At 64.3% G+C, this 13,450-nt stretch carries 14 protein-coding genes; 11 read left to right on the forward strand and 3 right to left on the reverse strand.

Annotation, left to right across the window (positions count from 1 at the left end):
• Nucleotides 1-62: 62 nt before the first annotated feature.
• The gene (locus tag WN73_RS06705; RefSeq protein ID WP_027546488.1) at nt 63-683 is read right to left on the reverse strand and encodes a response regulator; all 621 of its coding nucleotides are present in this window, start codon (nt 681-683) and stop codon (nt 63-65) included.
• A 209-nt stretch (nt 684-892) separates the two neighbouring features.
• Between WN73_RS06705 and WN73_RS06710 the strand changes: the two genes are divergently transcribed.
• From WN73_RS06710 to WN73_RS06725, 4 genes are all read left to right on the forward strand, one after another.
• Nucleotides 893-2,251 carry a histidine kinase gene (locus tag WN73_RS06710; RefSeq protein WP_271552135.1) on the forward strand — a complete coding sequence of 453 codons (1,359 nt, stop codon included), beginning with the start codon at nt 893-895 and terminating at the stop codon, nt 2,249-2,251.
• A gap of 148 nt (nt 2,252-2,399) precedes the next feature.
• On the forward strand, nt 2,400-4,874 hold the full coding sequence (locus WN73_RS06715) for a TonB-dependent receptor (protein WP_271552136.1): 2,475 nt from the start codon (nt 2,400-2,402) through the stop codon (nt 4,872-4,874).
• A gap of 126 nt (nt 4,875-5,000) precedes the next feature.
• Nucleotides 5,001-5,300: a hypothetical protein gene (locus WN73_RS06720; RefSeq protein WP_028174385.1), complete on the forward strand. Its 300-nt coding sequence runs from the start codon at nt 5,001-5,003 to the stop codon at nt 5,298-5,300.
• Entirely contained in the window at nt 5,297-5,530 is a 234-nt protein-coding gene (locus WN73_RS06725; protein WP_027546492.1) for a hypothetical protein, read from the forward strand. The genes WN73_RS06720 and WN73_RS06725 overlap by 4 nt, the downstream gene beginning before the upstream one ends.
• Before the next feature lie 84 nt (nt 5,531-5,614).
• Here the strand turns inward: WN73_RS06725 and WN73_RS06730 are convergent, their stop codons facing one another.
• A complete protein-coding gene (locus tag WN73_RS06730) occupies nt 5,615-6,490 on the reverse strand; it encodes a LysR family transcriptional regulator (RefSeq protein ID WP_271552137.1) in 876 nt (291 codons plus the stop codon).
• A 104-nt stretch (nt 6,491-6,594) separates the two neighbouring features.
• Between WN73_RS06730 and WN73_RS06735 the strand changes: the two genes are divergently transcribed.
• From WN73_RS06735 to WN73_RS06765, 7 genes are all read left to right on the forward strand, one after another.
• Entirely contained in the window at nt 6,595-7,668 is a 1,074-nt protein-coding gene (locus WN73_RS06735; protein WP_028174386.1) for an alkene reductase, read from the forward strand.
• A gap of 72 nt (nt 7,669-7,740) precedes the next feature.
• Nucleotides 7,741-8,658, forward strand: a complete 918-nt coding sequence (locus tag WN73_RS06740; RefSeq protein WP_271552138.1) for an SDR family NAD(P)-dependent oxidoreductase — start codon at nt 7,741-7,743, stop codon at nt 8,656-8,658.
• Between the two features lie 157 nt (nt 8,659-8,815).
• Nucleotides 8,816-8,983, forward strand: a complete 168-nt coding sequence (locus WN73_RS06745; protein ID WP_165448169.1) for a hypothetical protein — start codon at nt 8,816-8,818, stop codon at nt 8,981-8,983.
• Nucleotides 8,984-9,044: 61 nt separating this feature from the next.
• Complete coding sequence (locus WN73_RS06750; protein ID WP_271552139.1) at nt 9,045-9,452, forward strand: hypothetical protein; 408 nt, start codon at nt 9,045-9,047, stop codon at nt 9,450-9,452.
• Nucleotides 9,453-9,613: 161 nt separating this feature from the next.
• Entirely contained in the window at nt 9,614-11,077 is a 1,464-nt protein-coding gene (locus WN73_RS06755; RefSeq protein WP_271552140.1) for a GH1 family beta-glucosidase, read from the forward strand.
• 264 nt (nt 11,078-11,341) lie between these two features.
• Nucleotides 11,342-12,574 carry an acetyl-CoA C-acetyltransferase gene (locus WN73_RS06760; RefSeq protein ID WP_271552141.1) on the forward strand — a complete coding sequence of 411 codons (1,233 nt, stop codon included), beginning with the start codon at nt 11,342-11,344 and terminating at the stop codon, nt 12,572-12,574.
• A gap of 344 nt (nt 12,575-12,918) precedes the next feature.
• Nucleotides 12,919-13,221 (forward strand): HU family DNA-binding protein, encoded by a 303-nt coding sequence (locus WN73_RS06765; RefSeq protein WP_008139488.1) that lies wholly within the window; start codon nt 12,919-12,921, stop codon nt 13,219-13,221.
• A gap of 71 nt (nt 13,222-13,292) precedes the next feature.
• On the opposite strand, the gene WN73_RS06770 is transcribed toward WN73_RS06765, so the two are convergent.
• Nucleotides 13,293-13,448, reverse strand: coding sequence for a hypothetical protein (locus WN73_RS06770; RefSeq protein ID WP_192816599.1), 156 nt, complete (start codon nt 13,446-13,448; stop codon nt 13,293-13,295).
• Between the last annotated feature and the right edge of the window lie 2 nt (nt 13,449-13,450).

The following is a 13,450-nucleotide window of genomic DNA, read 5'->3' on the forward strand; positions in this document are numbered from 1 at the left end:
GCACTTAACCACATCAACATTGCAACGCTTGTGTGACCGAATTTGTGGCGGCTGCCCGCGCGTCAAGCGACGCCGCTGTCGATCGCCAGCCGCACCAGCTCGACCGAGGTCTTGACCCCGAGCTTCTGGCGCATGATCGACGAGGTGTTGGCGACCGTCTTGTAGGACGACTGCACCAGCCAGGCGATCTCGGACAGGCTCTTTCCGGCGCTGAGCAGCCGCAGGATCTCCATCTCGCGCGCGTTCAGCTTGGACAGCGGGCTTTGCGCCAGTGCCGGCCCGGCGAAGGCGATGCTGCGCGCGATCGCGCTCGGAAGATAAGTGCCGCCGCTTCCGACGGTGCGGATCGCCTCGACGAGATCGTCGGGGTCGCCGGTCTTGGAGACGTAGCCCTTGGCGCCGCATTCGATCGCGCGGGCGGCGAAAGCGGGGTCGTCGTTCATGCTGAACATGATGATGCGGGCCTCGGGCGCGCGCTCGAGGATGCGGCGCGCCAGCTCGAAGCCGGAGACGGTCGGCAGGTTGATGTCGATGACGCAGAGGTCGGGGCGCTCGACAATGAAGACGCACTCGCCGTCTTCGGCGTCGGCGGCCTCCAGGATCTCGATCTCGCCCTCGTCGGCCAGCACGGCACGGCAGCCGGAGGCGACAATGGGATGATCGTCGACGATCAGAATGCGCATAGGCGTTCCCCGCGACAGCGCGTTCCCTGTGACTGGACTTGCCTGTTTTGCGCCGCATGATACCGACAGGAGAGCCACGCGCGTCTCATGTCGCCTCATGCAACCCGGCCGGGATTGCTGTACGCTTTCGATTAGATATCGGGCGCTTCGCCTCTGTCAACGTCATCGGACAGGTGCGGGCCAAGCTTCGCGAGGCACAGGCGACACCAATGTGGCAAAATCTATCCTTGCGCGCGCGCATCAACCTGCTGCTGGCGCTCTTGCTGGCGCTGGGGCTCGCCGTCAACATCGGCCGCCAGGTCACGGAGGCGGGGCCGCGGGTGCAGGCCGAGGACCAGAGCGTGATCCGGCTCGCGCGCGAGTTCATCGAGATGATCGTGGCGGACCTGAACGAGGCGCCCGATCCGGATGCGAGGCTGAACCAGATCGCGCGCGATCTCAGCCGGCTGCGTCATGTCAGCATCGCGCTTCATGATTCCGGCGGGAACCCGCTGACGCCGCCCCGGCCCGACGCCGATGACGACACGCGCGGGCCGCCGGCCTGGTTCGTCAGCCTGGTTCATCCCGAGCAGACCGCGGTCAGCGTGCCCGTCTCGATCCATGGCAAGCCCGGCTCGCTGCGGATCACCTCGCATCCGGACGACGAGATCGCCGAGATATGGGACGGCATCGTGACCCAGCTCGAGGTCGGCTCGGTGATCGCGCTCGCGCTGTTCCTGGTGATGATGACGGTGGTCGGGCGGGCGCTGGCGCCGCTCCAGTCGCTGGCGGAGGCGATGACCGAGCTCGAGGGCGGGCACTATGAGGCGCGCGTCGCGCCGGGTGGCGCGCCCGAGCTCGCCGCGATCTGCACCAAGCTCAACCATCTTGCGGTAACGCTCGGTGAGGCGGTCGAGGACAAGCGGCGGCTCGCCGAGCGCGCGGTGTCGCTCCAGGACGTGGAGCGCAAGGAGATCGCGCGCGAGCTGCATGACGAGTTCGGGCCGTATCTGTTTTCGCTGCGCGCGCATGCCAGCGCGCTGGCGAAACAGGCGGATGGACGCGCGCCGAGCGCGGACGCCGTGCGAAAACACGGCAGCGCCATGCTGGAACAGATCAACGCGCTCCAGCAATTCACCCGCCGCGTGCTGGAGCGGCTGCGGCCCGTCGGCCTCGCCGAGCTTGGCCTCGGCCAGGCACTCGAATCGCTGTCGCGGCTGTGGCGGGAGTCGCATCCCGACGTCACGATCCAGACCACGATCGCGTCCGGGCTCGGGGCGACCGGAGAGACCGCCGACCTCACCATCTACCGCGTCGTGCAGGAAGCGCTCACCAACGTGTTCCGTCATGCCGGCGCGACCACGGTCAATGTCGTCATCGAGCCGGCGGAGCAGCTCACGCGCGATGGCCGCTTCTGTGCCCTGGTGCGGGTTAGCGACAATGGCCGCGGCATGGAGCCAGGCCAGAAGCTCGGCTTCGGCCTCGTCGGCATGCGCGAGCGGATTCTGGCGCTGGGCGGCACGCTCAACGTCGTCTCCGGCGACGGCGGCCTGACCGTCGAGGCGCTGGTGCCGACGGCGGCGGCCTGATCGGGAAAAATTCCCGATTTGGTCGGGAAAACGGGCGCGGATATTGCCCGATCTTTTGTGGCTGGCGCGTGAGCTGCTGCCGAATACACTCGTCTCGACCAAACGGCGAAAATCAAAACAGCCCGTGGTCACGGATGGGAAGGCTGGGATGGTCAAGCGTCTTTGGTTCAAGCGTCATTTGTTGATGGCTTCGGTTTCGACAGGGCTGCTGTCGGGGGTGGTCGTTGCGGGCCCTGCCGGGGCTGCGCAGGATGAGGAGACCAACGTTCAGAACCTGCCGCCGGTCGAGGTGACGGCGCCGCCGCCCGCGACGACAAGGCGCAACGTGCCGTCGCGGCCGGTGGCGCAAGCAGGAGCATCGTCGTCGAGCAGCCCCAAGACGCGCATCTACGTCTACCCGACCGCGCCGGGCACCGGCAGGGGTCTCGATGTCGACAAGGTTCCGTCGGCCATCAACGCCGTCGATGCCAACCAGATCAAGCGGACCGGCTCGCTCAACGTCACCGACGCGCTGCGCGACAACATCGCCGGCGTAAATATCACCGAAGTCACCGGCAATCCGTTTCAGCCGGATGTCGAATTCCGCGGCTTCGTTGCCTCGCCTGTGACGGGCACGCCGCAGGGCCTTGCCGTGTACCAGAACGGCGTCCGCATCAACGAAGCCTTCTCGGACGCGGTCAACTGGGACCTGATCCCGACCGCCGCGATCAGGTCGGTGACGCTGGTGACCAACAATCCCGCCTTCGGCCTCAACGCGCTCGGCGGGGCCCTCAATCTGCAGATGAAGGACGGCTTCACCTATCAGGGGGCCGAGCTCGACGTCATGGGCGGCTCGTTCGGCCGCATCCAGGGCTCGGCGCAATGGGGCAAGCAGGTCGACAAGAATTACGGCGTCTACGCCGCGCTCGAAGGCCTGCACGACAACGGCTTCCGCAATTTCTCCCAATCGGACGTGCGTCGCTTCTACGGCGATGTCGGCTACAAGGCCGGCGACAGCGAATTCCACGCCAACATGGGCATCGCCAAGAACGATTTCGGGGCCAGCGCCACCGTTCCGGCCGAGCTGCTCGACAAGTATTGGGGCGCGACCTACACGACGCCGCAGACCACAAGCAACCGCGTCGGCTATCTCAATTTCACCGGAAAGGTCGATGCGACGCCGACCTGGACGCTGGAAGGCACCGCGCATCTGCGCAGATACGAGCAGAAGCTGGTCGACGGCAACCCGACCGATGTGCAGGAATGCGGTGCGGATCCAACGCTGCTTTGCTTCGGCAATGACACCACGCCCGCGAACGGTACCAACGGTGTGCAGCTCGCCAATCCTTTTGCGCCGGGAACGATCCTCGGCGAGATCGACCGCAGCTCGATACGGTCGACCAGCTTCGGCGTGTCGGGGCAGGCCACCAACACCGATCAACTGTTCGGGCACGACAACCGCTTCGTGATGGGCACAAGCTACGACGCCAGTGTCACGCGCTACAATGCGACCGCCGAGATCGGCACGATGGGAGAAAACTACGTCGTCAGCGGTAGCGGCCTCTTCCTGGGACCGACAGGCGTACCTGACACCGTCGCAGGTCCGGTCTCGCTGCGGACCGTCAATCAATATAACGGCCTCTACGCGATGGACACGTTCAACGTCACGGATGCGCTCGCCATCACCGGCGGCGGCCGCTTCAACGTGGCGCGCATCACGCTGGAGGATCAGCTCGGCACCAGTCTCAACGGCGATCACACCTTCACCCGCTTCAATCCGGTGATCGGCGGCACCTACAAGATCACGCCCGAGCTGACCGCCTATGCCGGCTATTCCGAGGCCAATCGCGTGCCCACGCCGCTCGAGCTCGGCTGCGCCGACCCGGTCCGGCCCTGCCTGCTCGCGGCGTTTCTGGTTTCGGACCCGCCGCTGAAGCAAGTCGTGTCCAAGACCGTGGAGGCCGGCTTCCGCGGTACCAAGGAGCTGAACATCGGTACGCTCGGATGGAAAGTCGGTGCGTTCCGCGCCACCAACTACGACGACATCGTCGCCGTTCCCGCAGTGGGGCGCACCGGCTTCGGCTATTTCACCAATGTCGGCAGGACGCGGCGTCAGGGGCTCGAGGCCGAGGTCAACATCAAATCGCCCACGCTCCAGTTCCAGGCGAGCTATGCGTTCGTCGACGCACGCTATCTCGACGCTTTCGAGCTCGGCTCCGAAAGTCCGTTCAGGGATCCCGTGACCGAGACCATCCAGGTCCTGCCCGGCGACCAGATTCCCGCGATCCCGCGCCACCGGGTCAAGGTCGGCATCGACTACAACGTCACCGACGTCTGGAAAGTCGGGGGCAATGCGCTGTTCGTCTCGAGCCAGTATTTCGTCGGCGACGAGTCCAACCAGTATTCGAAGCTGCCGTCCTACACGGTGTTCAATCTCCACACCTCGTACCAGGTCGCGAAGAACATCCAGCTCTATGGCAAGGTCGACAACATCTTCGACAAGCGTTACGCGACCTACGGACAGTTCTTCGACCGCGAAGCCTTGCCCAACTTCACCAATGGCGGCGCAGAATTCACCGACCCGCGCTCGCTGAGCCCGGCAAGGCCGCGCGCGTTCTATGCGGGGATGCGGGTGACATTCTGAGTTCGGCGGATCGACCTTTCGCCAGGCTCGTCATGGGGTGTCGGCACCGACCTGTTCTACCTTAGGCCGATTGACACGATGTTCATGATTTGTTCTTATGCTGGCCGTCCAGCCAGGGAGCGAGCCATGGACAACCGCATCAGTGAAATCCGTAGAGTTATCAGAGCGTTACGTGTCAGCATGCGTGAGGCTGAAGCGATCATGCATGAACAGATCAACCGGGACGAGGACTGCACTTTCGTGGCCCACGAGGTCATGAAGATGCGCACGGTGATGAGCGGGCTCGTCCAGGAGCGAGCCGCCCTTGGTGACACCGACCCGATTGTCGTCGCCAGCCTCTTCATTCCCCGCCGGCGGCCGACGCCGCCGCGCGTCCATGCCGAGAAGCGCCGTCTTGTCCCGCCGCGAGAGGTGGCACGGGCATGAAGGGGGAGAGGCCGACCTACTTCTCCGACATGCAGGAGCCGCCGGAATTCCTGAAGGCGCTCGATCATGCGCGGCGCCTGTCTTGCTACGAAGGTTGGTGCCGGATGCACATCGAGGCCATCCAGGTCGCGATCGATCAATACGCGGAGGCCGCTCTCGGCAATCGGGAGTTCTTCCTCAACAAGCCGCACAGCATCGGCGGGAGTCGCAAGGCCGGCGACGTGCCGTGACATCGTGGATTCGCTTGGGCCTCAATCTTTCGCAAGCGTGAACTCGACGCGCGATCTGCAGACGGGAGGTTGGAGCGGCACGATCTACCCCCGGCTCAGCCGTTCGCGCAGAAACTCGATGAAGCGCTGCGTCTTGGCGGGGAGCAGTCTGGTCTCGGTCACGGCGTAGATGGTCATGGGCAAGCCCTGCCATTGCGGTAGAATGCGGCGCAGCCGGCCGGATGCGACTTCGTCGGCGACGATTTCCTGCGGCGTGAAAGCAATGCCCATGTCGAGCGTCGCGAGGCGGCGGAGCATGCCAACGCTGTTGAGGTGGAAACGGCCGGCAATTTCGGCTTCGACCGTTTGCGTTCCGTTGTGCAGCGTCCATGTGCTCACCCTCGTCTGACAGAGACATTGATGGCGTGCAAGATCGGCCGGTTCGCGCGGCTCGCCGTTGAGTTCGAGATAGCGCGGCGAGGCGTAGAGATTGCCGTGCAGGCGGGCGAGCGGCCGTGCGATCATGTGGGACGCCGCGGATTCTCCGATGCGGATCGCCAGATCGTACGGCTCGGAAACCAGATCGACGCGCCGCGGCGTCAGGTCGAATTCGAAATCGATACCGGGATAATGCTGCGCGAATTCGGTGATCAGCGGGGCCAGATAGGTGTTGGCGAAGTCCACCGGCAGTGAGACGCGCAGCAGTCCGCTCGGCCGCGCCAGCATCTCGCCGAGTTGCTCGTGCGCCAGTCGCGCCTCGTCGACGATGCGCTTGCAGCGCTCGAAATAGAGCTGGCCGGCTTCGGTCAATTCGACCCTGCGCGTCGTCCGGTTCAGCAGGCGCAACCCGATTTCCTTCTCGAGCAGGCTGATCCGTCGCGACAGGGTCGAGTTGGGCATGTCGAGCGTCGCGGCTGCGCCTCGGAAACTCCTGGCCTTCACGACCTCCACGAAGAGCGCCATGTCGTTCAACAGCTCCATGTCATTATCCCATATATGGATCAATCTGATCCATTATACGGTATTTATTCCATTAGGTGGAGGGTCCATCTCCCTTCTCAGTCGTCTTCGAGAAGGAACCCGCCATGAACTCGCTATTCAGTCCCGTCCGCATCGGTGGACTTGAGCTTTCGAACCGCTTGGTCATGGCGCCTATGACGCGGTCGCGCGCCGATGCCGATGGCGTTCCCGGCGGCCTCGCCGCCGAATATTACGCGCAGCGCGCCGGGGTTGGACTGATCGTCACCGAGGGTACGCAGCCATCCGATGACGGGCAGGGCTACATGACAACGCCGGGCATCTACACGCCCGCACATGTCGCCGGCTGGCGCAAGGTTACGGACGCCGTCCACGGCAAGGGCGGCCATATCTTCATCCAGCTCATGCATGCCGGACGCATGTCGCATCCAGATAACACGCCGCATCACCGGCAGGGTGTGGCCCCGTCCGCGATCGCGCCTGATACGCCGATCTTCACGCCGAAGGGCATGCAGGATATCCCGCAGCCGCGGTCGCTCGCGACCGATGACGTGCGCCGGACCGTCGCCGACTTCCGCGACGCCGCGCGCCACGCCATTGCGGCGGGGGCTGACGGCGTCGAGATCCATGGCGCCAATGGATATCTGGTGCAGCAGTTCATTGCGCCGAGCGCGAACACAAGAACCGACGCATATGGCGGCTCCATCGAAAATCGCGCACGTTTCGCCATCGAGGTGGCCACCGCCATCGCCGGGGAGATCGGCGCGGACAGGACGGCGATCCGCCTGTCGCCTGGCATCACGATGTGGGGCATCGATGAAGGCGCCGAAGGACCGGATCTTTATCGCCATCTGGTCGGCGAGCTCGACAAGCTCTCGCTCGCCTACCTTCACATCATGCATCAGGGCGACGAGCGCCTTCTGGCCGATCTGCGCAGGCTGTGGCGCGGCAAGCTGATCGTGAACAGGCCGGGGCGTCCGCGCGATCGCATCGGCTCCGACGTCGCTGCGGGACTGGCCGATCTGGAAGCATATGGCCAGATGATCCTGGCAAATCCCGATTTCATCGCGCGCCTGAAATCCGGCGCGCTCCTGAACGAGGCCGATCGCACGACGTTCTTCGGCGGCACCGCCCGCGGGTACACCGACTATCCCGCATTGGACGCGATTGCGGCCGTCTGAGTCATCGATCCTGCACCGCATTCGTGGTGCGGCGGCTGTTCTTCATCAATGCTTGCGGAAGGCAGACCTGCAATGAAACGCGTGGAATTGGACAAGAGCCAGAATGTCACTCCGCCGCCGCTCGAAAGCCTCCGGCTCAACGGACTGAATGTCGCGGTGATCGGTGGCACCGGCGGCATCGGTCGCGCGCTCAGTCATCAATTTGCGGCGAAGGGCGCGAATGTCCTGGTCGTCGGTCAGACTTTCCGCGATCAGGAGGTGCCGCGCATCACGTTCTTGAGGGCCAATTTGAGCTCGATGCGGGATGCGAGGCGGATCGGCGCCGAGCTGCCCGCCGGAAACATCGACATCGTCGTCTTCACGACCGGCATCATGGCCGGCCCCAAACGCGAGGTGACACCCGAAGGCATCGAACGCGATCTTGCCGTCAGCTATTTGAGCCGCCTCGTCATCCTGAACGAGATCGCACCGCGTATCGGCAAGGACCGGACGAGGACCGACCTGAGGCCCCGCATCTTCGTCATGGGATTTCCGGGCACAGAGCAGAAGGCCGATGTCGACGACCTCAACTCGGAACAAGGTTACAGGCGCTTCTCCGCACACTCGAACACCGTGTCCGGAAACGAGGTGCTTGTCCTTCAGGCCGCCAGGCGTTTTCCCGACGTCGATGTCTTCGGCCTCAACCCCGGCTTCGTCAGGACCAACATCCGCGCCAATCTGCTCGGGTCGCGCGCGCTTGTCGCCGTCGTGGAATGGCTGACCAGCTTCATGATGATCGAGCCGGATACATACGCCGCGCGGCTGGTCCCGCTATTGGTGTCGCGCGACCTCGATGGCCGCAGCGGCGCGATGTTCAACAACAGGGCGGAGGCCATCCTGCCGAGCCCGACAGCCAGCGAGCCGTCCTATGCGGCCGCCCTCATGGGGGCGGCCGACCGTTTGGTCAGCCGCGCGTTGGCCGGCCGGGCAGGTGAGGGAGCGGGGACATGACCGGCGTGCGTCTTTGGCTCTGACTGCCGCATGCCGCGCGCGGGTAAAGCCTGACGCCGAGTCGCTCTTAACTGACCGGAAACCATGGCAAATGATCCGAAAATTTTAACGAAACTGTCTGGTTGTCTGCGCGTCGGTTTGCCGGAGGGCCCGTCTGATGACAGAGCACCAGTTGAGAGAGCAGGAATCCCGGATCGCGCGTTATCGGCATCTGGAACGGGAAGTGACCGACCCGCTTGCCGCGTGTCTGCTTCATAGCATCATCGAGGATCTTGAAGCCGAGCTGCGCAGGGACCGACCGGATTGGCACGGGCCGCGCGATTAACGCTTTCTTAGCGCTAATCATGCGGATTGTTTGCGGGGGACTACGAGGGGAGACTGCTCCCATGCTGAAGGATGGCACCTACACGGCGTGGTACAAGACGCCCCTCGATCAGGGGACCGGTATCGTCCATGTCGCAGACGGCCAGATTTGGGGCCGTGACAGCCTGATGACGTATCACGGCTCCTGCCAGGTCGACGGCGATCGCTTCACCGCAACCGTGTTGACGAAACGTCATACCGATGGACGTGCGACGGTCTTCGGCGTCGATGATGAACTCACGCTGGACATCGAGGGACACTGCCCCGGCAAGATCGCGACCTACACGGCGACGGCGCAACAAGTGCCGGGAATGATCCTCCATGGAACGCTCATTCTGACGGAACAGAAGCCGGCGGCGCCTGAACAAGCCGGACAGCTCCCTGCGTTCAATCCCCGCAAGCTTCCAAAGCTTCCCAAGCGCTCGCGCTGATCGCGGGAGCGCTTCGCCGGCCGGCCGGGTCGCCCGCATCCTTATGTCGCGACCCCGGGCGGCGCAATTCTGCATCCGGCCTTCCTCAAAGCTCGCTTCTCAAACCGCCCGCGACCGGTCATTGTGCCGCCGCACCAGCATCATCCCGGGGGCAGCATCACATGTCGGACAAGGTCTCGCGTCGCCAGTTTGCCGCGCTGGCGGGATTGTCCGCGGCGGCAATCGCAAACCCTCTGGACGGCGCCGACGCCAAGCCGGCGGCCGCGGCCTCGCGCGACAGCGGCTTTCCGGAAGGCTTTCTCTGGGGCACGGCGACCTCGTCCTACCAGGTCGAGGGCGCCGTCAACGAGGGCGGGCGAGGGGCCTCGATCTGGGACAGGTTCGTCCGCATCCCCGGCAAGATCGAGGACGGCTCGACCGGGGATCGCGCCAACGAGCACTATCACCGCTACAAGGAGGATATCGCGCTCATCAAGGAGCTTGGCTGCAAGGCCTACCGCTTCTCGATCGCATGGCCGCGGGTGTTTCCCGACGGCGACGGCAAGCCGAACCCCGGGGGCCTCGACTTCTACAATCGCCTGGTCGACGAGCTGCTCAAGAACGGCATCGAGCCGTGGATGACGCTCTATCATTGGGACCTGCCGCAATCGCTCCAGGACCGCTTCGGCGGCTGGCGCTCGACGGAGACCTGCAAGATCTTCGGCGACTATGCCGCCTATGTCGCCGAGCGTCTGACCGACCGCGTCAAGAACGTGTTCACGCTGAACGAGAGCGGCCGCTTCGTGCAGTTCGGCTATGGGCTCGGCATCGATGCGCCCGGCGTGACGCTTCCGCAAGGAGAGGTCAACCAGGTCAGGCACAACAGCGCGCTCGCGCATGGGCTCGCGGTGCAGGCGGTGCGCGCCCATGGCCGCCGCGGCACCAGGATCGGGCCGGCCGAGAACATCGACGTCTGCGTTCCCGCGATCGACACGCCCGAGCATGTCCGCGCCGCCGAGATCGCGCTACGCGAGATGAACGCGGGTTATCTCAACGTCATCATGACCGGCAGCTACACCGAGGCCTTCCTGAAATACGCCGGCGCCAATGCGCCGAAATACACCGACGCGGAGCTGAAGATCATCTCCTCGCCGGTCGACTTCCTCGGTCTCAACATCTACGCGCCGCAGAACTATGTGGTGCCGTCCGACCAGGGCGCCGGCTTCATGCCGCTGCCGATCCCGAAATCCTTTCCGCACATGAACTCGGACTGGCTCCGCGTCGCGCCGGAGACGATCTACTGGGTGCCGAAGCTGGCGGCCAAGATCTGGAAGACGGATGCGATCTACATCAGCGAGAACGGCACCTCCGGTGACGACGTGGTGACGCCAGACGGCAAGATCTACGACACCGACCGCATCATGTACCTGCGCAACTATCTCGCCCAGCTCCAGCGCGCAACCGCCGAAGGCGTGCCGGTGCGCGGCTATTTCCTCTGGAGCCTGATGGACAACTTTGAATGGGTGTTCGGGCTCAGCAAGCGCTTCGGGCTCTATCACGTCAATTTCGACACCCAGGTCCGTACGCCAAAGCTCAGCGCGAACTACTACCGCAACGTGATCGCGAGGAACGCGGCGGGGGTGTAGCTGCGGTCTCGGTGCCTTCGCCTCTCCCCGCGTGCGGGGAGAGGCCGGAATTTGCGGCAGCAAATTCCGGGTGAGGGGGACTCTCCGCGAGTCCATCTGTCACCGTCCTTGCCGAAGCTCCCCCTCACCCGGATTTTCCGCTACGCGTAAAATCCGGCCTCTCCCCGCAAGCGGGGAGAGGCGAAGGGGAGGCACCGCGCATTGACTCAACTCTCCCCCTGATTCACAACGCCTCTCAACACTCATAACAAGAGGACAACGCCAATGGCTGACGCGCTGATCATCGATACCTGCCGGACACCGCGGGGCGTCGGCAAGGCCGGCAAGGGAGCGCTCTCGGGCATTCATCCGCAGCAACTCGGCGCAACCGTGCTGCGCGCGCTCGCCGATCGCACCGGCATCAATACCGCCGACGTCGACGACATCGTCTGGGGCTGCAGCGCGCAGGTCGCAACACAAAGCGGCGATCTCGGCCGGATGTCGGCGCTCGATGCCGGCTACGACGTGCGCGCCAGCGCGGTGACGCTCGACCGCTTCTGCGGAAGCGGCATCACCAGCGTCAACATGGCGGCATCCTCGATCATGGCGGGCGCCGAAGACCTCGTCATCGCCGGCGGTTGCGAGATGATGTCGATGGAGGGACGCCGCGGCGGCGGTCCGATGATGATGGACGGCGGCAATCTGCGCCTGCGTGCGCGGCATCCGCAGTCGCATCAGGGCGTCTGCGCCGATGCGATCGCGACCATGGAAGGCATCACGCGACGGGACGTCGACGCGCTCGGGCTGGAGAGCCAGAAGCGCGCCGCGCATGCGACCGCGAACGGGCACTTCAAGAAGAGCCTCGTGCCGGTTCATCGCGAGGACGGCAGCCTCGCGCTCGACCACGAAGAGTATCCGCGGCCGCAGACCACGATGGAAGGCCTGAGCGCGCTGAAGCCCGCATTTCCCGCGATCGCGGATTATGTGCTCGACGACAAGGGCACGACCTATCGCGGCCTGATCCTGCAGAAATATCCGGATCTGAACATCGACTTCGTGCACCACGCCGGCAATTCATCCGGCGTCGTCGACGGTGCCGCCGCGATCCTCCTGGCCTCGCCGGCCTACGCCAAGGCGCATGGCCTTAAAGCCCGCGCCCGCGTGGTGGCGATGGCGAACATGGGGGACTCGCCGACCTTGATGCTGAACGCGCCGGTGCCGGCGACGCGCAAGGTGCTGGCGAAGGCGGGGCTCACCATCGACGACATCGACCTGTTCGAGATCAACGAGGCCTTCGCGGTGGTCGCGGAAAAATACATCCGCGACCTCAAGCTCGACCGCGCCAAGGTCAACGTCAATGGCGGCTCGATCGCGCTCGGCCATCCCATCGGCGCGACCGGCTCGATCCTGATCGGCACCGTGCTCGACGAGCTCGAGCGGCGCGACCTGAAGCGCGGCCTCGTCACCATGTGTGCCGCCGGCGGCATGGCGCCCGCCATCATTATCGAGCGCGTCTAGCCGACGCCTCCTCAGTTCTCCCCGCAAAAACGGGGAGAGGGAGCGGCTGCGGTGCAATCCGACCCTTATTTTCTAGGGTGAAACGCACCCCTCCTTGCACAAAGAGGCCGGTCGTCGCTTGTCGAAAGCAGCGAATCAGCTTTAGCAAGGCTGCGTGCGGGCCTTTGAAACAAGGTAAAATCCGCTGCCCGAGGCTCCTCCGGCTCCGGAAGTAGCTAAAAAGCAGGGTTTTTTGCCACAGGGGGCCAAAAAAGCCCGTAAAATCGCGACATAACTGTGCAGAAGGCTCTAGGCCTTCGCCGGTTGGTCTAATATGCAACCGGCAACGAATCAGAGGAGACACGATGCCAGCCCAAATGTCCAAATCGCAGTTGATCGAAAAGATTGCGACCGCCACCGAGCTTTCCAAGCGCGACGTCAAGAGCGTCATGGAGACGCTGACCGACGTCGGTCACAAGGAGCTCAAGAAGAACGGCCTGTTCCTGGTGCCGGGCTTCGCCAAGTTCGTGGTCATCAAGAAGCCCGCGACCAAGGCACGCAAGGGCACCAACCCGTTCACGGGTGAGGAGATGATGTTCAAGGCCAAGCCGGCCCGGAAGATCGTCCGCGCTCGCCCGGTCAAGGCTGCCAAGGACGCCGTGGCCTGATAAAGCAAAGGCCCCCTCGAAAAGAGGGGGCCTTTGATGTTCGACGACCGCAAGGGCTGAAACGGAGGGGGTCAGCCTTTGCGGCGCTTGACCCGGACCGGGACCGGCTGAAGCCGCGGCTCGGGTCCCGCCAGCGCATCGCGAACTCCGTCGATGGCGCGATCGAGCAGCTGGCGCAGCCGCTGCGTCTTGCGCGATCTCTTTGCTCTTTCCAGCAGTTTCTTCATCG

It is taken from the genome of Bradyrhizobium sp. CCBAU 45394, assembly GCF_028128655.1.
In the GTDB taxonomy this organism is placed as follows: Bacteria; Pseudomonadota; Alphaproteobacteria; order Rhizobiales; family Xanthobacteraceae; genus Bradyrhizobium; species Bradyrhizobium diazoefficiens.

Bases quoted from the DNA above. Each gene is read 5' to 3' on its own strand.
- WN73_RS06705 (WP_027546488.1), bottom strand. From the start codon at position 683: ATGCGCATTCTGATCGTCGACGATCATCCCATTGTCGCCTCCGGCTGC.
- WN73_RS06710 (WP_271552135.1), top strand. From the start codon at position 893: ATGTGGCAAAATCTATCCTTGCGCGCGCGCATCAACCTGCTGCTGGCG.
- WN73_RS06715 (WP_271552136.1), top strand. From the start codon at position 2,400: ATGGTCAAGCGTCTTTGGTTCAAGCGTCATTTGTTGATGGCTTCGGTT.
- WN73_RS06720 (WP_028174385.1), top strand. From the start codon at position 5,001: ATGGACAACCGCATCAGTGAAATCCGTAGAGTTATCAGAGCGTTACGT.
- WN73_RS06725 (WP_027546492.1), top strand. From the start codon at position 5,297: ATGAAGGGGGAGAGGCCGACCTACTTCTCCGACATGCAGGAGCCGCCG.
- WN73_RS06730 (WP_271552137.1), bottom strand. From the start codon at position 6,490: ATGGAGCTGTTGAACGACATGGCGCTCTTCGTGGAGGTCGTGAAGGCC.
- WN73_RS06735 (WP_028174386.1), top strand. From the start codon at position 6,595: ATGAACTCGCTATTCAGTCCCGTCCGCATCGGTGGACTTGAGCTTTCG.
- WN73_RS06740 (WP_271552138.1), top strand. From the start codon at position 7,741: ATGAAACGCGTGGAATTGGACAAGAGCCAGAATGTCACTCCGCCGCCG.
- WN73_RS06745 (WP_165448169.1), top strand. From the start codon at position 8,816: ATGACAGAGCACCAGTTGAGAGAGCAGGAATCCCGGATCGCGCGTTAT.
- WN73_RS06750 (WP_271552139.1), top strand. From the start codon at position 9,045: ATGCTGAAGGATGGCACCTACACGGCGTGGTACAAGACGCCCCTCGAT.
- WN73_RS06755 (WP_271552140.1), top strand. From the start codon at position 9,614: ATGTCGGACAAGGTCTCGCGTCGCCAGTTTGCCGCGCTGGCGGGATTG.
- WN73_RS06760 (WP_271552141.1), top strand. From the start codon at position 11,342: ATGGCTGACGCGCTGATCATCGATACCTGCCGGACACCGCGGGGCGTC.
- WN73_RS06765 (WP_008139488.1), top strand. From the start codon at position 12,919: ATGCCAGCCCAAATGTCCAAATCGCAGTTGATCGAAAAGATTGCGACC.
- WN73_RS06770 (WP_192816599.1), bottom strand. From the start codon at position 13,448: ATGAAGAAACTGCTGGAAAGAGCAAAGAGATCGCGCAAGACGCAGCGG.